Origin of the sequence: Curtobacterium sp. MCLR17_040, assembly GCF_003234735.1 — a bacterium.
Taxonomy (GTDB): domain Bacteria; phylum Actinomycetota; class Actinomycetes; order Actinomycetales; family Microbacteriaceae; genus Curtobacterium; species Curtobacterium flaccumfaciens.
Window position 1 is genome coordinate 182,195 of the sequence record NZ_QKTE01000002.1, and the last position, 26,993, is coordinate 209,187.

The 26,993-nt window shown below is 71.6% G+C and carries 29 protein-coding genes; 22 read left to right on the forward strand and 7 right to left on the reverse strand.

The features are described 5' to 3' along the window. The first annotated feature begins 82 nt into the window (after positions 1–82). The 7 genes from DEJ01_RS02870 (at position 83) to DEJ01_RS02900 (ending at position 6,256) form a co-directional block, all read left to right on the forward strand. Positions 83–958 carry an aminoglycoside phosphotransferase family protein gene (locus tag DEJ01_RS02870; protein ID WP_111092162.1) on the forward strand — a complete coding sequence of 292 codons (876 nt, stop codon included), beginning with the start codon at positions 83–85 and terminating at the stop codon, positions 956–958. A 58-nt stretch (positions 959–1,016) separates the two neighbouring features. Further along, positions 1,017–1,628 (forward strand): hypothetical protein, encoded by a 612-nt coding sequence (locus tag DEJ01_RS02875; RefSeq protein WP_111092163.1) that lies wholly within the window; start codon positions 1,017–1,019, stop codon positions 1,626–1,628. Then, the gene (locus tag DEJ01_RS02880; RefSeq protein WP_111092164.1) at positions 1,625–2,368 is read left to right on the forward strand and encodes a DinB family protein; all 744 of its coding nucleotides are present in this window, start codon (positions 1,625–1,627) and stop codon (positions 2,366–2,368) included. The genes DEJ01_RS02875 and DEJ01_RS02880 overlap by 4 nt, the downstream gene beginning before the upstream one ends. A 208-nt stretch (positions 2,369–2,576) precedes the next feature. Further along, the gene (locus DEJ01_RS02885; protein ID WP_071245638.1) at positions 2,577–3,224 is read left to right on the forward strand and encodes an ABC transporter permease; all 648 of its coding nucleotides are present in this window, start codon (positions 2,577–2,579) and stop codon (positions 3,222–3,224) included. Next, positions 3,211–4,482 carry an ABC transporter ATP-binding protein gene (locus DEJ01_RS02890; protein ID WP_017887899.1) on the forward strand — a complete coding sequence of 424 codons (1,272 nt, stop codon included), beginning with the start codon at positions 3,211–3,213 and terminating at the stop codon, positions 4,480–4,482. The genes DEJ01_RS02885 and DEJ01_RS02890 overlap by 14 nt, the downstream gene beginning before the upstream one ends. After that, on the forward strand, positions 4,479–5,243 hold the full coding sequence (locus DEJ01_RS02895) for an ABC transporter permease (RefSeq protein WP_111092165.1): 765 nt from the start codon (positions 4,479–4,481) through the stop codon (positions 5,241–5,243). The genes DEJ01_RS02890 and DEJ01_RS02895 overlap by 4 nt, the downstream gene beginning before the upstream one ends. Further along, a complete protein-coding gene (locus tag DEJ01_RS02900; RefSeq protein ID WP_111092166.1) occupies positions 5,240–6,256 on the forward strand; it encodes a glycine betaine ABC transporter substrate-binding protein in 1,017 nt (338 codons plus the stop codon). Before DEJ01_RS02895 ends, DEJ01_RS02900 begins: the two co-directional genes overlap by 4 nt. 80 nt (positions 6,257–6,336) lie before the next feature. Here DEJ01_RS02900 and DEJ01_RS18290 read toward each other — a convergent pair whose 3' ends face one another. Further along, positions 6,337–6,966, reverse strand: a complete 630-nt coding sequence (locus tag DEJ01_RS18290; RefSeq protein WP_146247545.1) for a TetR/AcrR family transcriptional regulator — start codon at positions 6,964–6,966, stop codon at positions 6,337–6,339. An 80-nt stretch (positions 6,967–7,046) separates the two neighbouring features. Between DEJ01_RS18290 and DEJ01_RS02910 the strand changes: the two genes are divergently transcribed. Genes DEJ01_RS02910 through DEJ01_RS02935 form a run of 6 tightly spaced genes read left to right on the forward strand, consistent with a single transcriptional unit; the run spans position 7,047 to position 12,261 of the window. Further along, positions 7,047–7,775 (forward strand): ABC transporter ATP-binding protein, encoded by a 729-nt coding sequence (locus DEJ01_RS02910; RefSeq protein WP_031260145.1) that lies wholly within the window; start codon positions 7,047–7,049, stop codon positions 7,773–7,775. After that, the gene (locus tag DEJ01_RS02915) at positions 7,772–9,049 is read left to right on the forward strand and encodes an ABC transporter permease (protein ID WP_111092167.1); all 1,278 of its coding nucleotides are present in this window, start codon (positions 7,772–7,774) and stop codon (positions 9,047–9,049) included. Before DEJ01_RS02910 ends, DEJ01_RS02915 begins: the two co-directional genes overlap by 4 nt. Before the next feature lie 27 nt (positions 9,050–9,076). Further along, positions 9,077–9,604: a GNAT family N-acetyltransferase gene (locus DEJ01_RS02920; protein WP_181438342.1), complete on the forward strand. Its 528-nt coding sequence runs from the start codon at positions 9,077–9,079 to the stop codon at positions 9,602–9,604. 54 nt (positions 9,605–9,658) lie between these two features. Further along, complete coding sequence (locus DEJ01_RS02925) at positions 9,659–10,327, forward strand: hypothetical protein (RefSeq protein ID WP_027466829.1); 669 nt, start codon at positions 9,659–9,661, stop codon at positions 10,325–10,327. Positions 10,328–10,366: 39 nt separating this feature from the next. Next, positions 10,367–11,812, forward strand: coding sequence for an NAD(P)/FAD-dependent oxidoreductase (locus DEJ01_RS02930; protein ID WP_111092169.1), 1,446 nt, complete (start codon positions 10,367–10,369; stop codon positions 11,810–11,812). Between the two features lie 5 nt (positions 11,813–11,817). Continuing rightward, on the forward strand, positions 11,818–12,261 hold the full coding sequence (locus DEJ01_RS02935) for an SRPBCC family protein (RefSeq protein WP_110859412.1): 444 nt from the start codon (positions 11,818–11,820) through the stop codon (positions 12,259–12,261). A 74-nt stretch (positions 12,262–12,335) separates the two neighbouring features. On the opposite strand, the gene DEJ01_RS02940 is transcribed toward DEJ01_RS02935, so the two are convergent. Beyond that, a complete protein-coding gene (locus DEJ01_RS02940) occupies positions 12,336–13,154 on the reverse strand; it encodes a shikimate 5-dehydrogenase (RefSeq protein WP_111092170.1) in 819 nt (272 codons plus the stop codon). 95 nt (positions 13,155–13,249) lie between these two features. Between DEJ01_RS02940 and DEJ01_RS02945 the strand changes: the two genes are divergently transcribed. The 3 genes from DEJ01_RS02945 (at position 13,250) to DEJ01_RS02955 (ending at position 15,910) form a co-directional block, all read left to right on the forward strand. After that, on the forward strand, positions 13,250–14,176 hold the full coding sequence (locus DEJ01_RS02945) for an NADP-dependent oxidoreductase (protein ID WP_258375628.1): 927 nt from the start codon (positions 13,250–13,252) through the stop codon (positions 14,174–14,176). Between the two features lie 98 nt (positions 14,177–14,274). After that, a complete protein-coding gene (locus DEJ01_RS02950; protein ID WP_027466823.1) occupies positions 14,275–14,469 on the forward strand; it encodes a PspC domain-containing protein in 195 nt (64 codons plus the stop codon). Positions 14,470–14,503: 34 nt separating this feature from the next. Beyond that, positions 14,504–15,910, forward strand: coding sequence for an L-serine ammonia-lyase (locus DEJ01_RS02955; protein ID WP_111092171.1), 1,407 nt, complete (start codon positions 14,504–14,506; stop codon positions 15,908–15,910). A 35-nt stretch (positions 15,911–15,945) separates the two neighbouring features. Here the strand turns inward: DEJ01_RS02955 and DEJ01_RS02960 are convergent, their stop codons facing one another. The 5 genes from DEJ01_RS02960 to DEJ01_RS02980 are packed head-to-tail and all read right to left on the reverse strand — an operon-like array spanning position 15,946 to position 20,714. Continuing rightward, complete coding sequence (locus DEJ01_RS02960) at positions 15,946–16,782, reverse strand: class II fructose-bisphosphate aldolase (RefSeq protein WP_111092172.1); 837 nt, start codon at positions 16,780–16,782, stop codon at positions 15,946–15,948. Then, positions 16,779–17,813, reverse strand: coding sequence for a 1-phosphofructokinase family hexose kinase (locus tag DEJ01_RS02965; RefSeq protein WP_111092173.1), 1,035 nt, complete (start codon positions 17,811–17,813; stop codon positions 16,779–16,781). Before DEJ01_RS02965 ends, DEJ01_RS02960 begins: the two co-directional genes overlap by 4 nt. After that, entirely contained in the window at positions 17,810–18,928 is a 1,119-nt protein-coding gene (nagA, locus tag DEJ01_RS02970) for an N-acetylglucosamine-6-phosphate deacetylase (RefSeq protein WP_111092174.1), read from the reverse strand. Before nagA ends, DEJ01_RS02965 begins: the two co-directional genes overlap by 4 nt. Beyond that, complete coding sequence (locus DEJ01_RS02975) at positions 18,925–19,836, reverse strand: ROK family protein (RefSeq protein ID WP_111092175.1); 912 nt, start codon at positions 19,834–19,836, stop codon at positions 18,925–18,927. The genes nagA and DEJ01_RS02975 overlap by 4 nt, the downstream gene beginning before the upstream one ends. Further along, a complete protein-coding gene (locus DEJ01_RS02980; RefSeq protein WP_071406232.1) occupies positions 19,836–20,714 on the reverse strand; it encodes an SIS domain-containing protein in 879 nt (292 codons plus the stop codon). Before DEJ01_RS02980 ends, DEJ01_RS02975 begins: the two co-directional genes overlap by 1 nt. 133 nt (positions 20,715–20,847) lie before the next feature. Here DEJ01_RS02980 and DEJ01_RS02985 point away from each other — a divergent pair, with 133 nt between their 5' ends. The 6 genes from DEJ01_RS02985 (at position 20,848) to DEJ01_RS03010 (ending at position 26,988) form a co-directional block, all read left to right on the forward strand. Next, positions 20,848–21,636: a DeoR/GlpR family DNA-binding transcription regulator gene (locus tag DEJ01_RS02985; RefSeq protein WP_027466817.1), complete on the forward strand. Its 789-nt coding sequence runs from the start codon at positions 20,848–20,850 to the stop codon at positions 21,634–21,636. Between the two features lie 147 nt (positions 21,637–21,783). Further along, on the forward strand, positions 21,784–23,025 hold the full coding sequence (locus tag DEJ01_RS02990) for a Gfo/Idh/MocA family protein (RefSeq protein WP_111092176.1): 1,242 nt from the start codon (positions 21,784–21,786) through the stop codon (positions 23,023–23,025). A 23-nt stretch (positions 23,026–23,048) separates the two neighbouring features. Continuing rightward, a complete protein-coding gene (locus DEJ01_RS02995) occupies positions 23,049–24,374 on the forward strand; it encodes a sugar ABC transporter substrate-binding protein (protein ID WP_111092177.1) in 1,326 nt (441 codons plus the stop codon). A 9-nt stretch (positions 24,375–24,383) separates the two neighbouring features. After that, complete coding sequence (locus tag DEJ01_RS03000; RefSeq protein WP_111028912.1) at positions 24,384–25,361, forward strand: carbohydrate ABC transporter permease; 978 nt, start codon at positions 24,384–24,386, stop codon at positions 25,359–25,361. Then, entirely contained in the window at positions 25,358–26,218 is an 861-nt protein-coding gene (locus DEJ01_RS03005; RefSeq protein WP_071406230.1) for a carbohydrate ABC transporter permease, read from the forward strand. The genes DEJ01_RS03000 and DEJ01_RS03005 overlap by 4 nt, the downstream gene beginning before the upstream one ends. Further along, positions 26,215–26,988: a hypothetical protein gene (locus DEJ01_RS03010; RefSeq protein ID WP_111092178.1), complete on the forward strand. Its 774-nt coding sequence runs from the start codon at positions 26,215–26,217 to the stop codon at positions 26,986–26,988. Before DEJ01_RS03005 ends, DEJ01_RS03010 begins: the two co-directional genes overlap by 4 nt. Positions 26,989–26,993: the final 5 nt, after the last annotated feature.

The following is a 26,993-nucleotide window of genomic DNA, read 5'->3' on the forward strand; positions in this document are numbered from 1 at the left end:
ACCTCTGAGACTAGCGAGAAGGGGGTCGCGCCACCGGCCCCAGTTCGCGGGCATGTGTCCGGCGGCCCACTAGCCTGACGCGGTGCCCACACCCGCTGCCGAGGTCGACGTCGACGTCCCGCTCGTCCGGGCCCTGCTGCACGACCAGCACCCTGACCTGGCCGGGCTCCCGCTCGAGGTCGTCGCGAACGGCTGGGACAACGTCGTGCTGCGTCTGGGCGACGACCTGGCCGTCCGGGTCCCCCGTCGGGAGCTGGCCGCACGGCTCGTCGAACACGAACAGCGCTGGTTGCCGGACATCGCCGCCCGGGTCGGATCGGTCGTCCCGGTGCCGGCCCCGGTGCGCACCGGACGCCCCGCCCTCGGCTACCCGTGGTCGTGGAGCATCGTGCCGTGGTTGCCCGGCACGGCGATCGGTGAACGGGCGGCCGGGGTCCCCGTCGCCGAGGCGCTCGCCGCGTTCGTCGTACTCCTGCACGTCCCGGCCCCGGACGACGCCCCGGCGAACCCGTTCCGTGCGGTGCCGCTCGCGTCGCGGAGCGACGCCGTGCTGACGCGACTCGACGAGCACGGCGTGCACCGGGCCGGAGAGCTGGCCACGCTGTGGCGGACCGCAGCGGCCGCGCCCGCACACACCGGGCCTCCCGTCTGGGTGCACGGCGACCTGCACCCCTTCAACCTGCTCGTCGACTCGTCGGACGGAGCCGACCGCCTGTCGGCCGTGGTCGACTTCGGGGACGTCACCGCGGGCGACCCGGCCGTCGACCTCGCCACCGCCTGGCTGACGCTCGACGTGCCGGGGCGTTCCGCGTTCCGGGCGCGCGTCGCGGCCCCGGACGCCACCTGGCTGCGCGCACGGGGGTGGGCGGTCGCGCTCGCGTCCGCGCTGGCGACCGCCGACGAACGCGCCTTCCGGAGCGTCGCGCAACGGAGCATCGACGCGGTGCTGGACGACTGAGTCCCCGCGGGGCTATCGTGACCGCACCATCCGTGCACAGCCGATCGGAGGGGCCGCCATGACCCTCGAGCTCCGCGTCCAGCACGACGTCGCCACCGACGCCTCCCCCGCCCCCGTCCGACCCGAGCGACGCGGTCTCCGCGGCCTGCTCGACCGGATCTCGGACCGCCGCGCCGCCGCCCGCGCGCGACGGGTCGACGACCGGGTGCGCGAACTCGGGGAACTCGTCCACCTGCTCTCCGACGCCCGCGCCGTCGTCGAACGCGGGTGGGTCCAGCACGCCTGGTTCGCCTACCTCGACGAGCACGGCCGCGAGCGCAAGGCCTCCAGCGCCGCCGCGATGGACGTGCAGGGCCGGCCGCTCGTCGGTGCCTGCCTGGTCGGCGCGGTCGTGTCCGCCGCCGGCGGCCCGCACGCGGTGCACGCTCCCCGGGTGCAGCACGCGCTCGACGTCGTGTGGCACGCCCTCGCCCGCGACGAGGGCGAGCCCGTAATGTGGTGCCCCGCGCCGGACATCCGGATGGGGCGGGTACGGGACCTGACGAGCTGGAACGACGCCCCGGCACGCACCGGCACCGAGGTCGCCGGCCTGCTGCTGACGGCCGAACGGGTCGCCGTGCAGGAGTCGACGCGCCTGCAGGAGCTCCGGGTGGCACGATCGGGGGCATGAGCGACGTCGAAGCGGTCCCCGAGGTGCACCCTGCGAGCACCAGCACCCTGGCGGCGAGCGGCAACGCCCTGCTGTCGGACGAAGGGGCAGCGCGGAACCCCGACGGTGCGGCGGCCGCGGCCGCGGCCGGCGCGGGCGCGGACGCCGCTGCCGCCGACGCCGCGGTGAAGCGGACGCTGCACCGGTACCTGCAGAAGCACCGCGCGGCCCTGCTGGCCAAGCTCGACGGGCTGGCCGAGCGCCAGGCACGCTGGCCGGTGACCCCCACGGGTACGAACGTCCTCGGGTTGGTGAAGCACGTCGCCGGGGTGCAGGCCGGCTACTTCGGCGAGGTGTTCGGGCGGCCGTTGCCGGACCAGCCCGCCTGGCTCGAGTCGGAGGACGGCGAGGACATGTACGCCTCGCTCGACGAGACCATGGCCGACATCGTGGCCTTCCACCACCGGAGTGCCGCCCACGCCGACGCCACGATCGAGGCGCTCGACCTCACCGCCACCGGGACCGTGCCGTGGTGGCCGGAGGGGCACCGGGACGTCACGCTGCACCGGATCCTGGTGCACATGGCGTACGAGACCGCCCGGCACGCGGGTCACGCCGACATCGTGCGCGAGATGCTCGACGGCCTGGCAGGCGACGGCGACGGCAACCTGGCCGACAAGTCCCCGGAGGAATGGGTCCGGTGGCGTGAGCAGCTCGTCGACATCGCGGAGCGAGCGGGGTTGCGCGGCCTGGGCGCATAGCCGAGCAGGCAGACCGATCGTTACCGTTCTCCCAGGCTCGCCCTGGTAAACCCCTGCTGATCAGGGGTTGTCATCCTCGCAACCGCAAGGGAAACCGTCGTCTCGGCGGGGTTGCGTTGTACAACCGGTCCAGCTGCTGCGTAGCTTTGGCCGAGCTCGTGCCCCGATCTGTGGGCAGTTCAGCCGACCGGAAGGGGAGCGCCCACCCGTGTTCCAGTACGTCGTGGAGCGATGGAACCAGATCTGGTTCGCATCGTGGCAGCACTTCTCACTGGTCGTCCAGTGCGTCGTCCTCGCCACGGTGATCGCCGTGGTGCTCGCCACACTCGTCTACCGCAGCCCGCGCCTGACCGCGTTCGCGAACGGGGTGTCGGCCATCGGCCTCACCCTGCCGTCGTTCGCCGTCATCGGCCTGCTCATCGTCCCGCTCGGCTTCGGCGTCCTGCCGTCGGTCGTGACGGTCGTCTTCTTCGCCGCGCTGCCGATCCTGCGCAACGCGGTCGTCGGTCTCGCCGAGATCCCGCCTGCCGTCGTCGAGTCGGCTCGCGGCATCGGCATGAGCCGGTTCCGCACCCTGCTGCAGGTCGAGCTGCCGATGGCGTGGCCGATCATCCTGAGCGGTGTCCGCGTTGCCGCGCAGATGGTGATGGGCATCGCCGCCATCGCCGCGTACGCGCTCGGCCCCGGGCTCGGCGGCTTCATCTTCTCCGGGCTGTCCCGCCTCGGCGGCGCCAACGCCCTGTTCTCCGTCGTGGTCGGGGTGGTCGGCGTCGTCCTGCTCGCCCTGGTCCTCGACCTGCTCCTCATCGGCCTCGGCCGCCTGACCATCTCGAGAGGTATCCGTGTCCAGCACTGACTCCGCCACCACCACCGCGCCCGACGGGGACGTCACCGGGCGCAGCATCCTGCTCGACGAGGTCACCAAGCGGTACCCCGGGCAGTCGAAGCCCGCCGTCGACGGCATCACGCTCGAGATCCCGGCCGGCAAGATCGTCATGCTCGTCGGCCCGTCCGGCTGCGGCAAGACGACGACCCTCAAGATGATCAACCGCCTGATCGAGCCCACCCAGGGCCGGATCGTCGTCGGCGACGACGACGTCACCGGTATCGACGGCGACGAGCTCCGCCGCCGCATGGGTTACGTGATCCAGGCCGGCGGGCTCTTCCCGCACATGACGGTCGCGGCGAACATCGCGATCGTGCCGAAGATGCTCGGCTGGTCGAAGGAGAAGATCGCGGCGCGTGTCGACGAGCTGCTCGACCTGGTCTCGCTCGACCCCGACACCTACCGCGACCGGTTCCCCCGCGAACTCTCCGGTGGCCAGCAGCAGCGCGTCGGCGTGGCCCGTGCGCTCGCGGCGGATCCGCCCGTCCTGCTCATGGACGAGCCGTTCGGTGCGGTCGACCCGATCACCCGCCAGCGCCTGCAGGACGAGCTCCTGCGCATCCAGGAGGAACTGCACAAGACGATCGTCATCGTCACGCACGACTTCGACGAGGCCGTGAAGCTCGGCGACTGGATCGTCATCTTCACCGAGGGTGCGCACATCGTGCAGTACGACACCCCGGAGCGGATCCTGGCGGAGCCCGCGAACGAGTTCGTCGAGAACTTCATCGGTTCCGGTGCCGGCCTGAAGCAGCTCACGCTGAACCGCGTGCGCGACGTCGAGGTCGAGTCGGCCGTGACCTGCTCGCCCGGCGAAGAGGTCAAGGCCGTGCTGCAGCGGATGAACGAGGCCGGCGGGCACCAGCACGCCGTCGTCGTCGACCACCGCCAGCGCCCGATCGGGTGGCCGTCGCGCCGCCAGCTCGAGCGCCTCGACCGCATCCCCGACGGCGTCGAGCCCGGCCTGCCCGTCGTGGGCGAGGCCGCGACCCTCAACGACGCGCTCGACACCATGCTCGTCTCGAGCGCCGGAGCCGCACTCGTCACCGGTCGTCGTGACGCGTTCCGCGGCGTCATCACCGTCGAGACCGTGATGGAGGCGATCACCCGCTCCCGCGCGACCGCCGCCGGAGACCAGGCCTACACGCCGGTCGGAACGAACACGAACCCGATCGAGACCATGCCGTCGTCACCGGTGTCGGCCATGCCCACCGGAGAAGACCTGTGAGCGCAGTCGCCACTGCCGGCCCCGCCACCGGTGCGAGCACCTCGTGGAAGGGCCTGTTGTTCCAGCCGATCGCGATCCTGGTCGTCCTGGCCGGCTTCGCGGTGTGGCTCGCGACGGCGGACCTGACCCCGACGGAGCGCACGACGCTCAACCCGGCGGACATCCTGGCCCTGACCGGCCAGCACCTCGTGCTGACCCTGCAGTCGACGGTCCTGGTGCTCGTGATCGGCATCCCGCTGGGCGTCGTGCTCACCCGCGGGCCGCTGCGCCGGGCGAGCCCGTACGTGCTCGCCGTCGCGAACTTCGGGCAGGCGGCCCCGGCCGTCGGTCTCATCGTGCTGCTCGCCGCCTGGCTCGGCCTGAACAGCTCGTCCGCCGTCATCGCGCTCGTGCTCTACGCGATCCTGCCGGTGCTCCGGAACACCATGATCGGCGTGCAGAGCGTCGACGACCGCCTGGTCGAGGCCGGTCGCGGCATGGGCATGAGCGCCTTCAGCGTGCTGATGCGCGTCGAACTGCCGCTCGCGGTGCCCGTGATGCTCTCGGGCATCCGGACCGCCCTCGTGCTGCTCGTCGGCACGGCGAGCCTGGCGACCTTCGTCGGTGCGGGCGGACTCGGTCTGCTCATCACGACGGGCGTGACGCTGTTCCTGCCGAAGGTGCTCGTCTCGGGGGCCCTGCTCGTCGCCCTGCTCGCCCTCTCCATCGACTGGCTCGGCCGCGTGGTCGAGACGGTCGCACGACCGAAGGGACTCCGATGACCCGCCGCACCCGCAGCACCCGCACCCGGGTCGGAGCCGCCGCGTTCGTCGCCGGTGCCACCGCCCTCGTCCTGACCGGGTGCGGCCTGCAGCCCGCGACGTCGTTCGTGCCCGAGGCCGGCGCCGGCTCCATCCAGCGCATCGACGACCTGCCGGCCGGCGCCCACATCACCGTGACGTCGAAGAACTTCACCGAGCAGCTCGTGCTCGGCAAGATCGCCGTGCTCGCCGCCAAGGCCGCCGGGTTCGACGTCACCGACGAGACGAACGTGCCCGGCAGCGTCGCGGTCCGTGAGCTGATGACCTCGCACGCGGCCGACTTCACGTACGAGTACACCGGTACCGCTTGGCTGACCTTCATGGGTCACACGAAGGGGATCCCGGACAAGACCGAGCAGTGGACGGCGGTCAAGAAGGAGGACGCCGGCAACGGACTGACCTGGCTCAAGCCGGCGCCGATGAACAACACGTATGCCTTCGCCGTCCGCAACGAGGCCGTCAAGGAGCTCGGGGACGTCAAGACGCTCTCCGACATCACCAAGCTACCGGTCGACCAGCGCACGTTCTGTGTCGAGTCGGAGTTCAACTCCCGTGCCGACGGCTTCAAGCCGATGCTCAAGAAGTACGGTCTGGAGCTCGGCGGTTCGGGGTCGAACGGGGTGCCGAGCAGCAACGTGAGCATCCTCGACACCGGCACGGTCTACACGGCCACCGACCGCGGCAAGTGCAACTTCGGTGAGGTCTTCACCACCGACGGCCGCATCAAGTCGCTCGGGCTGACGGTGCTCGATGACGACAAGGGGTTCTTCCCGGCGTACAACGTCGCGCCCGTCATCGACTCGAAGACGCTCAAGGAGTACCCGCAGCTCGAGGGGATCTACGACCAGATCTCGCCGAAGCTCACGGACGCCGTGCTGCAGGAGCTGAACCGTCAGGTCGACGTCGAGGGGCGTGAGCCGGCGGACGTCGCCTTCGACTGGATGGTGAAGGAGGGCTTCATCACGAAGCCCTGACCGTTCTCGACGCGCGCACCGACGGACGGGAGGCGCGGTGCCAGCCGGCACCGCGCCTCCCCTGCGTTCGTGGTCGCGTCTCAGGCCGCGGCGATGCGCGCAGCCGTGTCGCGGATCGACGCGACCACCGCCGCCCGCACCTGCTCCGGGTCGGAACCCTCGTGCCGAGCGGCACTGCGGAGGCCCGTCATGCACATGCCGAGCAGCATCTCCGCCGCCTGCGGGGTCGCGGCCTCGGGGCCCCAGGCCGGGTCGCGCTCGAGGATCGTGCGCACCGCGCCGGTCATCGCCTCGGCGACCGTGGTCATCCGCGTGACCTGCCGACGCATCAGCTGCGGGAACCGCACGATGACGGCCTTGCGCTCGAGCCGCTCGTGCTCGTCGCCGAACGACGACCCGAACACCAGGAACGCCAGGTCCACGACGGCCTGCGCCGCCGGCTGGCCCGCGACGGCGGCCAGGTGCGCATCGAGGGTGGCGGGTTCGAGGTCGAGCTCGGTGTGCCCGAGGACCGCGTCCTCCTTGCTCTCGAAGTAGTTGAAGAACGTGCGCGGGGAGACGTCGGCCCGCGCGGCGATCTGCTCGATCGTGGTGCCGTCGACGCCCTGCTCGAGGGCCAGGGACCGAGCCGCCTCGGCGATGCGGTTGCGGGTCTCGATGCGCTTGCGGTCACGGAGACCGAGTTCTGACGGCGTCGCGGAGTCGGGCATGGCCCGACTGTAACCGGAACGTCACATGATCTACAGCAAACGCAAACTTGCAGTCGTGCATCGGACACTACGGTGAACCCATGACCACTCCCGTGCTCGAGGCCCGTGACCTCGCCAGGACCTACGGCCGCGGCGCGACGCGGTTCGACGCGCTCAAGGGGGTGTCGCTGGCGGTGCACCAGGGCGAGAGCCTGGCGATCGTCGGCAAGTCCGGCTCCGGCAAGTCGACGCTGATGCACCTGCTCGCACTGCTCGACAAGCCGTCGGCCGGACAGGTGCTGCTCGACGGCACCGACGCGGCGACGCTCGGTGCCCGCCAGGTCAACCGCACCCGGAACAGCACCTTCGGGTTCGTGTTCCAGCAGTTCTTCCTGACGCCGAAGACCTCGGTGCTCGACAACGTCGTGCTCCCGCTCAAGATCGCCGGCGTCTCCGGAGCCGAGCGGAAGCGCCGGGGCATGGCGGCGCTCGACGCCCTCGGGCTGGCCGACAAGGCCAAGAACGACGCCAACGACCTGTCCGGCGGCCAGAAGCAGCGCGTGGTCATCGCCCGGGCGCTGGTCGGTGAGCCGAGCGTGATCTTCGCCGACGAGCCCACCGGCAACCTCGACACGAACACCGGACAGGTGGTCGAGGACATGCTGTTCGGGCTGCAGCGCGAGCGGGGGATCACGCTCGTCGTGGTCACGCACGACGAAGAGCTCGCCGCGCGCTGCGACCGCAGCGTCAACGTCCGCGACGGCCTGATCGTCGGCGGACCCGACGACGCGGTCGACGCGTCTGCCACGCACGGAAGGCACTCCGCATGAACTTCCTCGACCTCCTGCGCACCGCGGTCTCGAACACCTTCCGCTCGAAGCTGCGCACGACCCTGACCGTCATCGCGATCTTCATCGGCGCCTTCACGATCACGCTCACCTCGGCTATCGGCACGGGCGTCAGCAACTACATCGACAGCCAGGTCTCCTCGATCGGCGACACCGGTTCGCTGACCATCACGAAGGCGGTCGACAGCACCTCGACCGACAGCGGCCCGGCGAAGTACGACCCCGAGGCGTCCGGTCAGAGCGTCGACCGCGGCCCCGCGTCGTTCTCGTACCTGTCGCAGTCCGACGTCGACGCGATCGAGAAGACGGACGGCATCAAGAGCCTCCGTCCGGCGATCGCCCTCGCACCGAAGTACGCCGAGTACGGCGACCAGGGCAAGTACGTCGTGTCGCTCACGGCCAACGCCGGCGAGCTCGACGCCGACCTGGCGAGCGGCAAGCAGCTCGACGACGAGACCGACGCCAACCAGGTGATGCTGCCGACCGACTACCTGAAGAACATGGGTCTCGGCAGCGCCTCGGCCGCCGTCGGCAAGGAGCTCACGATCGCCGTCGACGACTACCAGGGCAAGGAGCACACGCTCACCGCCACCGTCGTCGGGGTGCAGAACGAGTCGCTGTTCGGCAGCGGTGCCGGGGCGAACGCCGCACTGACCGACGCCATGCAGGCCGCGCAGGAGATCGGCAAGCCCGACTCGATCGCGACGTCCTACGCCAGCGCCACCGCGACGCTCGACGCCGACGCCTCCGTGACCACGGTCAAGAAGTCCCTGGCCGACGACGGGTTCCTCGGCCAGACCATCCAGGACCAGCTCGGCCAGTTCCAGACCGTCATCAGCGGCATCGTCGGGGTCCTGAACGCCTTCGCCGTGATCGCGCTCGTCGCCGCGGGCTTCGGCATCATCAACACCCTGCTCATGAGCGTGCAGGAGCGCACCCGCGAGATCGGCCTGATGAAGGCGATGGGCATGGGTGGCGGCAAGGTCTACACGCTGTTCTCGCTCGAGGCGGTGTTCATCGGGTTCCTCGGCAGCGCCATCGGCGCCGGGGTCGCGATCCTGCTCGGCACCGGGATCTCGAACGTCCTGGCGGGCACGCTCCTCAAGGACCTGCCGGGGCTGCAGATCATGCAGTTCGCGCCGGGGTCGGTCGCCACGATCATCCTCGTCGTGATGTTCATCGCGTTCCTGGCGGGCACCCTGCCGGCACGACGAGCCGCACGGCAGAACCCGATCGAGGCGCTCCGGTACGAGTGACAGGCAGGGCTGCCTAGTGTCGGAACGGTGACGACGTTCGGACGCGACCTCGGTGACGGCTACACGCTGACGCTGCGCGACCTGACGACGGTCGACCAGGTGCTCGCACTCGTGCACGCCAACACCGACCGTCTGCGCGCCGCCGAGCCCTGGGCCTGGGACCCCCAGACCCGCGAGGCCATCGCCCTGCACACGGAGCGCCTGCTCGGCCAGTTCGCGATGGACCGCGCGCTGCCCTGCGTCATCCGGGCGGACGACCGCATCGTCGGGGTGGCTTCGCTGACGTTCGACCCGTACCTGAGCCAGGCATCGCTCGGCTACTGGGTGGACGCCGGACAGGAGGGCCGTGGTGTCGTCCGGCGGGCGGCCACCGTGTTGATCGGGGTCGCCCGGGCGCGCGGGTGCGCACGGATGGAGATCCGGACGGCGGTCGACAACGCGCGGAGCCGGGGGCTCGCCGAGCGGCTCGGCTTCGCGCACGAGGGCACCCTGCGCGGGGCGCTGCCCCTCGGGCCCGAGCGTGTCGACGTCGCGGTGTACGGCCTGCTGCTCTGACGCCCGTCGCCGTCGTGCAGGCCGACCGACACCGGTCGCCGGTATCGTCGGAGCATGGCCTTGTTCGGACGACGCAACCCCGACGTGCGCGATCGACCCATCAGCCAGGTCGAACTGAAGCGGGCGGTCGACGAGGGCTTCCTCATCGCGAAGGCCGCGGTCACCATCGCGGTGGCCAACCGCATCATCACGAATGCCCTGCGTGACCAGGGGTACTTCGACCACGCGCTCATCGCCGAGGCCACGCGCGAGGAACTCCACCGCATGGCCGAGGAACAGCGGGGCGACGCCGCACGCATGCGGGAGATCCGCTCCACCTCGAGCAAGCAGAAGGGCCGTTCCCGCCACCAGCACGACTACCGGCGGGGCGACGACCTGAAGCTCCGGATGCGCGAGGCCACGTACGAGCAGCTCGCCACCATGCTCGACAAGCGGCGCGACGACCAGCACTTCGTCGACGGCATCGTGCTCGCCGCGCGGGCCCGCGCCTGGGACGACATCGGCACCACCGTCGTCGGACGCCTCGGTTGGGCGCAGCGCCCGGCGGACGACTACGAGATCGGCCGTGACGACCGGCTGCAGCAGATGCTCGACGAGGACTTCGCCGAGTTGCTCGCTGAGCACCCCGTCGGATCGACCCCGGTCGACGCCGACGAGCCCGACGACGCCGACGGTGACCAGGACGAGTCGGACCCGGCTGATCCCGACACCTCGCGCACCTGACCGACACCACACGCAGTCACGAGTCCCTAGGCTCGGTGCATGGTTGATGCGGTGGTCGTCGGAGCGGGACCGAACGGGCTCGCGGCAGCGGTGACGCTCGCACGCGCCGGACTGTCGGTCGAGGTCGTCGAACGGAACGACACGATCGGCGGCGGCGCCCGGACGGCCGAGCTCACCCTGCCCGGCTTCCTGCACGACGTCTGCTCCGCCGTGCACCCGATGGCCCTGCAGTCCGAGTTCTTCCGGCTGTTCCGGATGGAGGAGCGCATCGAGCTCCGCCTGCCCGAGGTGCAGTACGGCCACCCGCTCGACGGCGGCCGCGCCGGCATCGCCTACCAGGACCTCGACCGCACCGCCGCCGAGCTCGGGGTGGACGGGCCGGCCTTCAAGCAGCTGATGGCCCCGCTGGCGGAGAACGCCGACCAGGTCGCCGACTTCGCGACCGACGCGCTGCTGCACGTGCCGCGGCACCCCCTGACGGTCCTGCGCTTCGGTCTGCGGGCGCTCGAGCAGGGCACCGCCGCGTGGAACCTGCGCTTCCGCGGCGAGGCCGCCCCGGCGATGGTGTCCGGCGTCGCCGCGCACTCGATCCAGCACCTGCCGTCCCTGTCCACCGCGGCGGCGGCCCTGTCGCTCGGCTCGTACGCGCACGCCCGCGGCTGGCCGGTGCCGATCGGCGGCAGCCAGGCGATCGTCGACGCGCTCGCCGCCGACCTCGTCGCGCACGGCGGCCGCATCGTCACCGGGCAGGAGGTCCGATCGCTCGGTGACCTCACCCCGGCGAAGGCGGTGCTGTTCGACACCAGCGTGCCGGGCATGCTCCGGATCGCGGGCAAGCAGATCCCGACCCCGAAGCACGGTGCACTGCGGCGCTTCCGGTTCGGCAACGCGGCGGCGAAGGTCGACTTCGCGCTGTCCGACCCGGTGCCGTGGACCAACGAGTCGCTGCGGAAGGCCGGGACCGTGCACATCGGCGGGACCCGCCAGGAGATCGCGGCCGCCGAACGTGCCGTGGCGCACGGCCAGCACGCCGAGCGCCCGTACGTGCTCGGTGCGGAGCCGACCGTGGTGGACCCGACCCGCGCCCCGAAGGGCAAGCACGTCTTCTGGGCCTACGCGCACGTCCCCGCGGGGTCGGACGTCGACCCGACCGAGGCCGTCACCCGCCAGATCGAGCGGTTCGCGCCGGGGTTCCGCGACACGATCCTGTCGTCGAGCTCCCGCACGGCCGTGCAGATGGGCGAGTACAACCCGAACTACGTCGGTGGCGACATCGCCGCCGGTGCCGCGAGCTTCTGGCAGCTCGTCAAGCGCCCCGTCCTGTCCAGCGACCCGTGGCGGATGGGCGGCGGCATGTACCTGTGCTCCGAGTCCTCCGCGCCCGGCCCCGGCGTGCACGGCATGGCCGGATGGCACGCGGCGAAGAGCGCACTCCGGCACACCTTCGGCCTGCCGGACGACGTCGACCTCACCCCGGAAGGCTGATCACCATGGCGAAGAACGTCCGCATCCTGCACTGCCGTCCCGAAGCCGTCTTCGACGTGCTCGGCGACGGGTGGCTCTACACGACCTGGGTGGTCGGGGCCTCGCGCATGCGCAAGGAGGAGTCCGGTTGGCCGCAGGTCGGTACCCACCTGCACCACTCGTTCGGCGCGTGGCCGATCGTCATCAACGACGTCACGACGTCGCTGGTGTGGGAGCCGCCGCACCGCATGGTCATCCAGCCGAAGGGCTGGCCCATCGGCGAGGCCCGCGTCGAGCTGACCGTCGAACCGCACCGGCACGGCTGCAAGGTCACGATCACCGAGAACGCGGTGGCCGGGCCGGGTTCGTACGTGCCCGACTTCCTCATGCAGCCGCTCATCTGGATCCGCAACCGCGAGACGCTCCGCCGCCTCGAGTGGGTGGCCGTCGGGCGCGCGGCGAACGCCTGAGACGTCCCCACGAACGGACGGGAGGCCCGTGGCGGCGCCGCCACGGCCTCCCGTCCGCCCTGTGGGTGCGTCGACTACTCGGCGCGCGAGAACTCGCTGGCCCGCGCCACCTGGTCGTCGGTCAGGGCGACGCCCGTGTACCGCTCGAACTGACGGGCCGCCTGCAGGGCGATGACCTCGGCGCCGGTGATGACGTGCTTGCCGGCGTCCCGGCCCGCCCGCACGAGCGGGGTCTCCGACGGGAACGCGACCACGTCGAAGACGGTGTGCGCCGCCTCGATCCGTTCCGGCGCGAAGGCGAGTGCGTCCTGCTGGTCGCCGCGCATGCCGAGCGGGGTGACGTTGACGACCAGGTCGGTCTCCCCCGCCTCGCGCTCGTCGGCGACCCACTCGTAGCCGTACTGCGACGCCAGGGCCGGGCCGGTCTGCTCGTTGCGGGCGACGACCGTCAACCGGTCGAAGCCGGCGCCGCGGAACGCCGCCGTGACGGCCTTGGCCATGCCACCCGAGCCGCGGAGCAGCACCCGCGAAGCCGGGTCGACCTGGTGGGACCCGAGCAGTGCGGCGATCGCCTCGTAGTCGGTGTTCGACGCGGTGAGCGCGCCGTCGTCGTTCACGACCGTGTTGACCGACTGGATCGCGGCGGCGGAGTCCTCGATGTGGTCGACCAGCGGGATGATCGCCTCCTTGAAGGGCATCGACACCGAGCAACCGCGGATCCCGAGCGCACGGATGCCGGCGACGGCGCCGGGCAGGTCGGTCGTGGTGAACGCCTTGTACAGGAAGTTGAGGCCGAGCTCGTCGTACAGGTAGTTGTGGAACCGGGTGCCGATGTTGCTCGGTCGCGCGGCCAGCGACATGCAGACCTGCATGTCCTTGTTCAGGATGGGCATGCCCCCAGTCTCGCACCCTCTCGCTTTCGCGTCCTCGCAGGGATGGAGCGGTCCACGCAGACCGCGTGCCGCGCTCCGGGGTAGCGTCGGTGCCGATGACTGAGATCCCGGAGACCATGCGCGCTGTCCGCTTCGACGAGTGGGGTGACCGATCTGTCCTGCACGTCGCCGAGGTGCCCGTTCCCGAGGTGACGCCCGGGCGGGTGCTCGTCCGCGTCCGCGCCGCAGGCATCAACCCCGGTGAGTCGGCCATCCGCCAGGGTGCGTTCGGCGGCGACCTGCCGTCCGGGCAGGGCACCGACTTCGCCGGCATCGTGGTGGCCGTCGGGGCCGAGGTGGACGGCGTCGACGAGGGCGAGGAGGTCATCGGCTGGTCGTGGGACCGCGCCAGCCAGGCCGAGTACGTCTCCGTGCCGGCCGTCCAGGTCGTCCAGAAGCCACGCCTGCTCGACTGGACCGTGGCGGGTGGCCTCGACGTCATCGCGACCACCGCGGCCGCAGCCGTGCGTGCGGTCGACCCGCGTCCGGGCGAGACCGTCGTCGTGTCCGGCGCCGCCGGCGGGGTCGGTGGCTTCGTCACCCAGCTGCTCGCGAACGAGGGCATCGACGTCATCGCCGTCGCCTCCGAGGCGAACCACGAGTGGCTCCGTTCCAAGCGTGCACGGCCGGTCGCCTACGGCGACGGGCTGCAGGAGCGCATCACCGAACTCGCGACGAACGGCGTCGACGCCGTGATCGACACCCACGGCGCCGAGTACGTCCGGCTCGGCATCGCCCTCGGGGTGCCGGTCGACCGCATCGAGACGATCATCGCGTTCGACGAGGCCGCCGAGGTCGGAGCGAAGGCCTCGGGCAGCGCGGACACCGCCGACCCGGAGATCCTCGGGGCGCTCGCCCTCGAGGTCGCGAACGGCGCCATCGAGGTGCCGATCGCCGCGACCTACCCGCTCGACCGCGTGCAGGACGCCTTCGAGGAGCTCGAGCAGGGCCACACCCGCGGCAAGATCGTCCTCATCCCCTGACCCCGGGGCTGCTCAGGGCCGGTCCGGGGGTTTCCCCCACCACGCTCGGGGTGCGTCCCGGATGCGCTCGACCGGCGGCGTTGCGTAGCGTCGTCGGTATGAGCACACTCTCCCGTCCCCGCAACGGTCGTCTGCTGGCCGGCGTCTGCGCCGGTCTCGCCGATCGCTTCAACCTGTCCCGCACCCTGGTCCGGGTGGTCTGGGTCATCCTGAGCTTCTTCCCCGGGCCGCTGTGGATCGCGTACGTCGTGCTGTGGTTCGTGATGCCGCCCGAGGGTGGTCGGCGGCGCTGAGCACCGGTCCGTCCGGACGGGTTAGTGTGGCGGCGTGCCGGTCTCCGTCTTCGATCTGTTCAGCGTCGGTGTCGGCCCCTCGAGCTCGCACACCGTCGGCCCGATGCGGGCCGGTGCCGAGTTCGCCACCCTCGTCCGTGGCCTGCCCGTCGCGTCCGTGGTGGTCGACCTGTACGGGTCCCTCGCGTCGACCGGACAGGGCCACGGCACGCTCGGTGCCGTCGTCGCCGGGCTCATGGGGTCGCACCCGGAGACCGTCGACCCCGATGCCATGGTCCTCGCGCTCGACGCCCTGGAACGCGACGGTGTCCTGCGGCTCGACGGCGGTGCGAGCGTGCCGTTCCGCCTCGCCGACATCGTCCTGCACCCCCTGACGATGCTGCCCCGGCACCCGAACGCCATGCGGCTGCGCGCCCGTGACGCCGCCGGTGCCGACCTGGCGGACGAGACCTACTACTCGATCGGTGGTGGGTTCATCGCACGGGACGAGGCGGCGGAGTCCGCGGCCGACGCATCCGCTGCCGTCGCCGGTGCCGCGATCCCGGTCGACGACGCCGTGCCGTACCCGTTCTCGAGCGGCGCGGAGCTGCTCGCCGCGTGTGCCGGTTCCGGCCTGCCGATCAGCGGCGTCGCCCTGGCGAACGAGGCCGTCACCCGGACGGACGCCGAGATCCGCTCGGGGTTGCTCGGGATCCACGGCGTGATGGAGTCGTGCGTCGACCGATCCGTCCGCCGGGGCGGGTGCCTGCCCGGGGGACTCGACGTCCGTCGTCGCGCCGCCACCTGGCACGAGCAGCTCACCCGCGAGGACCCCGACCACGACCCGCTGTTCGCGATGGAGTGGGTGAACCTCGTCGCCATGGCGGTCAACGAGGAGAACGCCACCGGAGGCCGCGTCGTCACTGCCCCGACGAACGGCGCAGCCGGCATCATCCCCGCGGTCCTGTACTACGCGCTCACCTACGTGCCCACGGTCGCCGACGCCTCTGCCGCTGAACGGGACGACGCCGTCGTGCGGTTCCTGCTCACCGCCGGGGCGATCGGGTCGATCTACAAGGAACGGGCGTCGATCTCCGGTGCCGAGGTCGGCTGTCAGGGCGAGGTCGGTTCGGCGGCGTCGATGGCGGCTGCAGGGCTCGCCGAGGTCCTCGGGGGCACGCCGGAGCAGGTCGAGAACGCCGCCGAGATCGCGATGGAGCACAACCTCGGGCTGACCTGCGACCCGATCGGCGGCCTGGTGCAGATCCCGTGCATCGAGCGGAACGCGATCGCGGCGAACAAGGCGATCAACGCCGCCCGGATGGCCCTGCGCGGGGACGGGGTGCACCACGTGTCGCTCGACCAGGTCGTCGAGACGATGCGGCAGACCGGGGCGGACATGTCGTCGAAGTACAAGGAGACCGCGATGGGCGGGCTGGCGGTGAACGTCCCGCTCTGCTGAGCGCCAGCTCGCGCCCGTTTGCGCCCGCTCGCGCGTCAGGCGTGCAGGAGCGTCAGCAGCCGTGCCGTCTCGGTGGCGATGGCGTCCCGGCCCGCCGACACGTACTTGCGCGGGTCGACGACGTCTGGCCGCTCGTCGAGCACGGTGCGGAGCGCACGGGTGAACAGGCCGTTCAGGTGCGTCGAGATGTTGATCTTCGTCATCCCCGCGTGTACAGCGCCACGGAGTTCGTCGTCGGACAGGCCCGAGGACCCGTGCAGCACGAGCGGCACCGGCACCGCGGCACGGAGGCGCTCGACCAGGTCACGGTCCACCGACGCCTCGCGGGTCTGCATCGCGTGCGAGGTCCCCACCGCGACCGCCAGGGCATCGACCCCGGTGTCGGCCACGAACGCGGCGGCGTCGGTCGGGTCGGTGCGGACGCCGGGCGCGTGCACGCCGTCCTTGCCGCCGACCTCGCCGAGCTCGGCCTCGATCGCGACCCCCGCGGCGTGACACCGCGCGGCGAGCTCGCGGGTCGCTGCCACGTTGGCGGCGAAGTCCAGGTGTGAACCGTCGTACATGACCGAGTCGACGCCCAGGTCGACGCCGGCCGCCACCAGCTCCGGGTCCTCGATGTGGTCGAGGTGCACGAGGACCTCGACGTCGGCGGCCCGTGCGACCGCCTGGGTCGCGGTCGTGATCGGTGCGAGGCCGCCGTGGTACCGGACGCAGTTCTCGCTGATCTGCAGGATCACCGGCAGCCCGGCCAGCTCGGCGCCGGAGACGATCGCCTCGGCGTGCTCCAGCAGCACCACGTTGAACGCGCCGACCCCGCGGCGTGCCGTCCGGGCGGTGTCGAGCAGGCCGGGGAGGGCGAGGTCGGTGATCATGCGGGGGTCCTCGTTCGGTCGTGGGCGGGAGCAGGCGGGGTGGACAGGAATCGTTGGACGTCTGCCGGGTCGACCACGCCGGCCACCGGCTGGAGGACGGCCGCGGCACCGTGTGCGGCGGCGGACCGCAGGGCTCGGAACAGGGTGGCGTCGTCGGGGGCCGGGACGCTGCCGTCAGGCCCGGGGAGACCAGCACCGACGAGGACATCGACGAGCACACTGACGAGCCCGGCGGTGGCTGCGTCCCCGGCGCCGGTCGGGTTGCCCGAGACTCCGCGGACCGCCGGCACCTCGAGCACGTGCTCGGCGGTGTGGGCGGCGATGCCGTCGGAGCCGCGAGAGACCACGACGACCGTCGCGCCGAGTCCGAGGAGCCGGAGTGCCCCCGAGCGCTCGTCGTCGGTGCCCGTGGCCTCGAGCAGTTCCTCGCGGTTGGGCTTGCAGACCGTCGCCCCGGCCGAGGCGGCAGCCAGCAGCGCGGTGCCCGAGCAGTCGACCACGGAGAGCACACCGCGGCGGCGGGCGGCGGTGACCCAGCGGGCGACGACCGCGGGGTCGGTGTCGCGGGGCAGCGAGCCCGACACGACCAGGGCGGCTGCGGGCGGGGCACCGGCGGCATCGGCGGCACCGCCAGTACGGCCGACATCGCTGTCGAGCAGTGTCTCGACCGCGGCGGTGACCGTGTCCCACTCGTCGGGGCTGAGCACCGGGCCGGGCTCGCCGAACATCGTCGGGTGCGCGAGGTCGTCCACCACCGTCACGGTCGTGCGGGTCTCGCCACGGACAGCGACGTCGGTGTGGACGAGCCCGAGGTCGTCGAGGGCATGGGTGATCCAGCGCCCGCCGTCGCCGCCGAGGGGCAGCACGGCGTGGGTCGGGACACCGGTGGCTGCGAGGACCCGTCCGACGTTCAAGCCCTTGCCGCCGGGGCGCCGCTGGACCTCGAGCACGCGCTGGGTCTCGCCGATGCGCTGTTCGGCGACCCGGTAGGTCACGTCGACGGCCGGGTTCGGGGTGACGACGAGGATCACGCGACCACCGCCGTCGGCAGGGTTCGGACGCTGCCGCGCTCCGGGTCGAGCACGACCAGGTCGGCGGGGGCGCCCACGCTGAGCGGTGCCGGGGCCCCGAGCAGGCGTGCCGCACGCCCCGCGGACGCCGCGACGATCTCGGGCAGGTCGATCCCCGCGTCGAGCAGGCGGCGGACGGCGTCGGCGACCGTGATCGTGCTGCCCGCCAGCGACGAACCGTCGGCGAGCACGGCGAGCCCGTCGCGGACGGTCACCGCCGATCCGGCCACCGTGTACGCCCCGTCGGGGCAGCCCGTCGCCGCCATGGCGTCGGAGACCAGGACCATCCGGCCCGGAGCGCTGCGCTGGACGATGTCGACGGCGACCGGGTCGAGGTGGTGGCCGTCGACGATGCACTCGAGCAGCACACGGTCGTCGGAGAGCGCGACCCCGACCGGCCCGGGTGCGCGGTGATGCAGCGGGGGCATCCCGTTGAACAGGTGGGTGATGAGCGAGGCTCCGGCGTCGACCGCGCGGCGGGTCTGCTCGGCGGTGGCGTCGGTGTGGCCGATGGCGACGACGACCCCGTCGTCGACGAAGCGGGCGACGGCGTCGAGTGCACCCGGCAGCTCCGGCGCGAGCGTGACGATCCGCAGGCCGCCACCCGCGGCGTCGCAGTAGGCGTCGACCTCGGCGGGGTCCGGGGCGTGCAGCAGGTCGACGCGGTGCGCCCCGCGACGGGCCGGCGCGAGCCACGGCCCCTCCAGGTGCAGTCCGGCGAGCGTGCCGTCGGCGACGAGCGGCCGGAGCCGGGTGAGGGCCGCCACGGTGTCCGCGCGCTCGCCCGTGGCGATGGACCCGACCAGGGTGGTCGTGCCCCGTGACCGGTGGTGCCCAGCGGCGGCACGGGCGTCCTCGGCGGAGCACCCGGCGAAGTCGTGCCCGAGCGCGCCGTGGGCGTGCAGGTCGACGAACCCGGGCACGACTGCGCCGTCGACGGTGACGGCGGTGTCCGTGCGCATCGGGGACCCGGTGCCGGTCGCCAGCACGGTGTCGTCGTCACCGATGACGAGCCAGCCGTCGTGCAGGTCCGCCTGGGCCGTGACGATGCGATGGGCCCGGACGAGGGTGGTCACAGCAGGACCCCGGTCTCGGTCTCGAGCAGCGCGCGTGCGAGGATCCCCGCTCCGATGGCGCCGGCTGCGTCGCCGTGCCGGGCGGGGACGACGACGGGGACACGGACGCCCTGCAGGCGCTCCGTGACGGCGTCGCGCAGCGGGTCGAGCAGCAGCGGCCCCGACTCGGCGAGTCCCCCGCCGACGATGATGGTGTGGACCCCGGCGACCGCGGTCGTCCAGGCGAGTGCGTCGGCCAGGACCGCGACGCAGTCGTCCCAGACCGCACGGGCAGCGGGGTCGCCCTGGCGGACCAGGAGCATGGCGGCGTGCGCGGAGGGTGCCCCGGAACGACGTGCGACTCCCCCGGCGGACGCGATCTCCTCGACGCGGTGGCCCGCGTGCGGACCGGTCTGGATGCGGACCTGCCCGATCTCCCCCGCCCAGCCACCGCCGGACACGACGACGCCGTCGACCACCAGCGCGCTCGCGAGCCCGGTGCCGACCGGCACGAACGAGACCGACCCCCGCGAGAGCGCCGGGTCACCGGCCCGGACCTCGGCCAGGGCGCCGGCGCGGACGTCGTGGCCGAAGGCGAGCGGCACGTCGATCCCCTGCCGCAGGAGCTCGGCACGGACGAGGTCACGTACCGGGACGTCACGCCACCCGAGGTTGACGGACAGGTCCACGGTGCCGCGGGTCTCGTCGACGACGCCGGGGGTCACCACCCCGATGGCTCCGAGCGGCGCCCGTCGCGTGGCCTGTGCGGCCAGTTCGGCGACGACGGCGGCGAGGCGCTCGGCGCCCGGGTCGTCGCGCGGCGTCGGTACCCGGGTCTCGTCGAGGACGAGTCCGTCGGCCGTCGTCAGCCGGGTCTTGATGCCCGTGCCGCCGACGTCGACCCCGAGCACCGCGCCTGCGCCACCCATCAGGTGAGGATGACCGACCGGGTGAGCGACCGGGGGTTGTCCGGGTCGAGCCCGCGTCCCTCGGCCAGGGCGACGGCGAACCGGTGCACCACGACGAGCCCGGCGATCGGGTCGAGGTCGTGCTGGACGAAGCGGGCGCCGGTGGCGGCGACCTCGTCGGCCAGGCCCTCGGGTGCCGTGCCGAGCGACCAGACGAGCCGGCCGGGCTGGGCGATCGCGATGGGACCGTGCCGGTAGTCCATCGCCGGGTAGGACTCAGCCCAGAACTGCGCGGCCTCACGCGTCTTGAGCGCGGCTTCGAACGTCAGGCCGACGGCGGCCCCACGACCGACGAACGAGACCTGCTCGGCGTCGAGCAGGTCGTCGATGGGCACCGTCAGCGCGGTCTCGGCCTGGGCGGCGAGCGCGTCGACGTCGTCACCGATGGACGCCCGCAGCAGTGCGAGCGTCGTGGTGGCGAAGCGGGTCTGGACGACCGAGCGCTCGTCGGCGAAGGGCAGGGCGACCACCTGGTCGGCGACGGCCGCGGCGGGGCTGTCGGCGACGGCCGTGATCAGGACGGTCCGCTGGGACGGCAGGGCCTGCAGCAGGTCGACGATCTCGGTCGTGGTGCCCGAGCGGCTGATCATGAGCACGCGGTCGTACTCGCGGGACGCGGGGTACTCGGACCCGGCGAAGGCATCGGTCACGCCGAGGCCCGCCTGCTCACGGGCGACGGCGTAGCTCATGGCGATGAACCAGCTCGTGCCGCAGCCGATCACGGCCACGCGTTCGCCCGGCTGGGGGAGCGCGTCGGCGAAGGTCGGCAGGAGCGCGGCGGCTGCACGCCAGGTCTCCGGCTGCGAGGCCAGTTCAGCGCTCACGAAGGTGTCGGTCATGGGAGCCTTCCGGGTCCGGGTCGATCCGGGTGATCGATGATCAGGAAGCGTAGCGAGCGATCGTGCGCAAGGGAAGGGGAAAACGTCATTTCCGATCACCGGGGGACGGTGGTGACGCCGTAGGATGACCGTCATGACCCCCCAACAGCGGCTGAACGCCCTGCTCGAACTGGTGAGCGAACGCGGCAACGTGTCGATCGCCGAGATCGGGGAGCTGCTCGGGATCTCCGCCGCGACGGCCCGCCGGGACCTCGCGACCCTCGCCGACCAGCGGCTCGTCACGCGCACCCACGGGGGCGCGGCAGCACTCGGGGCCGGGTACGAGCTCCCGCTGCAGTACAAGATCGCCCGGCAGGCCGAGGCCAAGACGGCGATCGCCCGCGCGGCCGCCCGGCTGGTGCAGCCGGGGGAGACCGTCGGCCTCAACGGCGGGACGACCACGACCGAGGTCGCGCGTGAACTCGGCAAGAGCGAGCGGTTCATCCGCGCCGACGGCGAGTTCGGCATCACGATCGTGACGAACGCGCTGAACGTCGGGTACGAGCTGTCCGTCCGCGCCAACGTGAAGATCGTGGTCACCGGTGGTGTGGCGCGGCGGCAGTCCTACGAGCTCGTCGGGCCGCTCGTCCGGGACACCCTCGACGAGTTCGCCCTCGACCTCGTGGTGCTCGGCGTCGACGGTCTCACCGGCCAGTACGGCGCGACCACCATGCACGAGGGCGAGGCCGAGGTCAGCCGCCACTTCGCCTCGGTCGGACGACGCGTCGTCGTGGTCGCCGACTCGACCAAGATCGAACGGTCGACCTTCGCCCGGATCTGCCCGCTCGACCGCATCGACGTCCTGGTCACCGACCAGCCGGTGCCTGCCTCGTTCGCTGCTGACCTGGCCAGCGCCGGCGTGGAGCTCGTCGTCGCCGACTGAGCACCCCCTGCGGCCACCCCGGAACGGTCCGGACGTTTCGATCGTGTAAAACCCTCCCCGGCACGGATGCGTGAGCGATCCGTGAGCGCCTATTGTGCATTCATGATCGATTCGGCATCATGGGCGTCACATTCACGCAAGGGAGCGATGAGCATGGGCGCTGAAAACGCAGGACTCCGCGTCGCGGTGATCGGGATGGGCCAGCGGTCCGCCATCGCCCGCCACGTGGCCGAGGCAACCGCGGACGACCCGTCGCTGCAGGCCCGGGTCGTGGCCGTCGCGGACGTGACCGCGGCCGGCCGGGACCGCGGGCACGACGAGTACCCGGACGCCCTGGTGGTGGAACACCACCGTGACCTCACCGGTCACGTCGACGCGGCCATCGTCACCACGCCGGACTGGACCCACGCCGAGATCGCGATCGACCTGCTCCGCGCGGGCATCGCCGTCTACCTCGAGAAGCCGCTGGCCATCACGGTCGAGGACGCCGACGCCGTCCTGAACACCGCGGCGGAGACCGGGACGCCGCTGTACGTCGGGCACAACTTCCGGCACGCCGCCGTCGTCCGCCTGATGCGCGAGATCGTCGACCGCGGCGAGATCGGTCAGGTCAAGGCCGTCTGGTGCCGGCACTTCGTCGGCAACGGCGGTGACTACTACTTCAAGGACTGGCACGCCGACCGCAGCAAGGTGAACTCCCTGCTCCTGCAGAAGGCGAGCCACGACCTCGACGTCATCCACGCGCTCGGCGGGGGCGACACCGCCCGGGTCGTCGGGATGGGTTCGCTGTCGGTCTACGGTGACGTCACCGACCGGCGCGACCGCAGCGGCGAGCTCATGGGGGACTGGTTCTCCCACGACAACTGGCCGCCGCTCGCCCAGACCGGGCTGAACCCCGTCGTCGACGTCGAGGACGTCTCGATGGTGATGATGACGCTCGACAACGGGGTGCAGGCCAGCTACGAGCAGTGCCACTTCACCCCGGACTACTGGCGGAACTACACCGTCATCGGCACCGAGGGACGCCTCGAGAACATCGGCGACACCGGTGGTGGCGTCGTGAAGGTCTGGACGCACCGCCGGGGCTGGGACACCGCGGGGGACCGCGAGTACCCGATCGACGGCGTCGAGGACGGGCACGCCGACGCCGACCTGCTCACCATGACCGAGTTCCTGCGGTCCGTCGCGTTCGACGAACCGTCGGAGCTGTCCCCGATCGCGGCCCGTGCCGCGGTCGCCGCCGGCGCGCTGGCCACGCGCTCGCTCCGCAACGGGTCCGTCCCCATCGACGTCCCGCCCCTGCCGGCCGAGACCATCGCGCACTTCACGTCGAACGCCCCGCACTCCACCCCCTCCACCCCGCATCCCGCCCAGACCGTCGGCTCCTGACGGCCGTGCGAAAGGACACCCCGATGACCGCACACATCCCCACCCGAGGAACCGGCGTGCGCCGCGTCCTCCTCGGCGCCGTCGCCGCACTCGGCGCGGCAGCGCTCCTGGCCGGCTGCTCCTCGTCGTCCGGCGCGTCCGGCTCCGGCGGCGACTACGAGGCCGCGCCGAAGGACACCAAGGCGTCCCTGACCTACGCCGTCTGGGACGAGAACCAGGTCAAGGCCATCAAGGCCAACCTGAAGGGCTTCAACGAGGAGTACCCGGACATCAAGGTGAGCGTCGACGTCACGCCGTTCGCCAACTACTGGACGAAGCTGCAGACCCAGGGTTCGAGCAACACCCTGCCCGACCTGTTCTGGATGAACGGCCCGAACTTCCAGCTGTACGCGGCCAACGGCAAGCTCGCGCCGATCACCGGCGAGGTCGAGTCGGGTGACATCGACGCGTCGAAGTACTCGAGCGCACTCAACGACCTGTACACGTACGACGACACCCAGTACGGCGTGCCGAAGGACTTCGACACCATCGGCGTCTGGGTCAACAAGTCGTTGTTCGAGCAGGCCGGCATGGACCTGCCGTCCAAGGACTGGACGTGGGACGACTTCCAGCAGACCGGCGCCGAGCTGTCCGAGAAGCTCAAGTCGAAGGGCGCCTACGGTGCGGCCGGCGGCATGGACGGCCAGACGACGTACTACAACACGATCCTGCAGGCCGGGGGATCGGTCGTGAACGCGGGCGGCACCGAGTCGGAGTACGCCACGAAGGCCTCCGAGGACGGCCTACAGTTCTGGACCGACCTGATCGACTCGGGGGCATCGCCCTCGATCAAGCAGCTCACCGACACCACGGCCGACCAGTGGTTCACCTCGGGCAAGCTCGCGATGTACCAGGGCGGCAGCTGGTTCCGCTCCGCGCTGACCGGCACCGAGATGGAGAAGGACGTCGTCGCCTACCCGCTTCCCAAGGGCAAGGAGCAGGCGACCGTCATCCACGGCGTCTCGAACGTCGTGTCCGAGGCGAGCAAGGACAAGGCAGCCGCCCAGGCGCTGCAGGTCTACCTCGCGGGCAAGACGGCCCAGCAGCAGCAGGGCGACATGGGCGCGGTCATCCCGGCGTACGAGGGCACGCAGAGCGCCTTCACGAAGACGATGCCCGACGCCGACCTGCAGGTGTTCCTCGACGCGGTGGACTACGCGAAGCCGCTGCCGGTGTCGAAGAACACTGCGGCCTGGAACACCCTCGAGACCACCCTGCTGCCGAGTGCCTTCGACGGATCGAAGCCCGTCGACCAGGTGGCAGAGGACCTCGCACAGAAGATGGACGCCGCCCTCGCCAAGGAAAAGTAGGACCCGCGCGTGACGATCAACACCGAGCGGCCCCCGGCCGCAGCCGCCCCCGCCCGGACGACACGTTCGTCCGGGCGGGGTGCCCCCGCTCCGCGAGCCGACGGCGGCCGAGCGCCACGACGGACCGACGGCTGGTGGCCGTGGCTCTTCGTGCTCCCGTTGCTCGTCGGCGTCGGCACCTTCTACATCTGGCCGATCATCCAGACGTTCTGGTACTCGTTCACCAGCTGGGGCGTCTTCGGCGGTGCCACGTTCACCGGCGTCGCCAACTACGTCCGACTCGTCGGTGACCCGCAGCTGTACCAGTCGCTGCTCAACACGGTGATCTACACCGTGATCGTCCTCGCCGGGATCCCGATCGCGGTGTGGCTCGCCAGCCTGCTGAACACCCCGGGGCTGCGGTTCGCGCAGTTCTACCGGGTGCTCTTCTTCCTGCCGTACGTCGCCATGCCCGCGGCGATCGCCCTGGTCTGGCGGATCATGTACAACGGCGACTACGGCATCGTGAACTGGTTCCTCGGGAACTTCGGCATCGACGGCCCGTACTGGATCTCGACCCCCGGCTTCGCGCTGATCGCGGTGAGCCTGGTCGGCCTCTGGTCGTCCCTCGGGTTCTCGATGATCATCCTCGGCGCCGGGCTCAAGGACATCCCGCCGGAGCTCTACGAGGCCGCGGAGCTCGACGGCGCGAGCCGGTGGCGGCAGTTCCGGTCGGTGACCGTGCCGTTGCTCAGCCCGAGCATCTTCTTCGTGGTGATCGTCACGACGATCTCGAGCTTCCAGCTGTTCGACCTGCTGTACGCGATCCTCGGCAGCACCAACCCGGTGATCCCGAAGACGATGTCGCTCGTCTTCTACTTCTACAGCGCCGGGTTCATCGACAACGACAAGGGCTTCGCGGCCGCGATCGCGATGGTGATCTTCCTGCTCATCGGCATCGTCACGCTCGTGCAGTTCCGCGTCCAACGGAAGTGGGTGCAGGGATGACCGCCACCGTCACACCGCCTCGGGCCGCACGCCGACCCGGCCGTCGCGGCGGCAGCCACTGGTGGATCCACGTCGTGCTCGGCATCGGCGGGTTCGCGATGGCCTTCCCGTTCCTCTGGCAGATCATCATGTCGCTCTCCACGAACGCGCAGGTGCAGTCCGTCACGCCGGTCTTCTGGCCGGGGGAGCTGCAGTGGCAGAACTACGCGCAGGTCTTCGAACGCCTGCCGTTCCTCAGCCAGCTCGGCACGTCGGTGTACGTCACGATCATCCGCACGATCGCGCAGATCGTCCTGTGCACGCTCGCCGGGTACGCCTTCGCCCGGATGCGGTTCCGCGGCCGGGCGGCACTGCTCGCGATCGTGCTGTCGATCCTGCTCGTGCCCTCGCAGGTCTACCTGATCTCGCAGTACCAGATCGTGCAGGGGCTCGGCTGGCTCGACACCCTGATGGGGATCGTCGCACCCGGGCTGTTCAGCGCCTTCGGCACGTTCCTGATGCGGACCGCGTTCCTGAACATGCCGCCCGAGCTCGAAGAGGCAGCGCGGATGGACGGTGCGAACCCGTTCCAGACGTTCTGGCGGATCATGCTGCCCCTGGCCCGTCCCTCGATCAGCGTGCTCGCGATCACGACCGTGCTGTGGTCGTGGAACGAGCTGCTCTGGCCGCTCGTGGTCTCCACCCGCGCCGAGGACATGCCGCTCGCAGCCGGCCTCGCGACGCTGTCGAGTGACCGCACGATCGACTACCCGGTGCTGATGGCCGCCAGCCTGATGGCGATGGCGCCGGTGCTCATCATGTTCGTCGTGCTGCAGCGTCGGGTAATGGACGGGCTCGCGTCGTCCGGTCTGAAGTGACCACCGCGACCCCCGGCCTGGAGGCCCGCCCCGCGTCCGTCGCGGTCCTCGCCGCCGCCGTGGGGTCACCGGACGACTCGGCGACGGTGGCGGCTGCACTGGCCGCCACCGTCGCCGACGCCGGGCCCGCGGAGCGGGACGCGCTGCTGGTCGCGGCGCTCCGCGCCGCGGTGCCGGACAGCGCCGACGCGCTCGCGGAGCGGGGCCTCCCGCGCGCGCTCGCCGAGGCCTCCGTCGCCGACGTCGACCGCAAGCTCGCACGCTACGGGCTGCACGGCACCGGGGTGGAGTGGCTCGTCGCCGTGGTGACCGGGCGCGTGGTGGCCGTGGGGCGCCTCCAGTTCGAACTCGGCGACCACCTGGCGGACGGCACGCCGGCCTGGGGCGTGCACGTGCCGGAGACCGGGCCGCTCGACCCGGTGGCCTGCGACCGCTCGTTCGCCCGCGCACCCGAGGTCCTGCGCGGCCTCGCACCGCAGCTCGCTGCCGATCGGTGGCAGTGCCGCTCCTGGATGCTCGACCCGGGACTGCCCGCCGCGCTCGGTCCCGATGCCAACCTCGTGCGCTTCGCCCGGCGCTTCCGTCTCGTCCCGCCGGGCGAGCGCGACGCGACCGAGGGGGACGCCAGCGTCGCGAAGTTCGTCTTCGGGGTGCCGCTGGCGACCGCGCGGTCCGCGGCGCCGTCCGGTCGGTTGCGCGCGGCCGTGCTCGACCGGTGGGCGAGCGGTGGGCACTGGACCGAGCGGACCGGCACGGCACCGGTCGCGTGACCGCC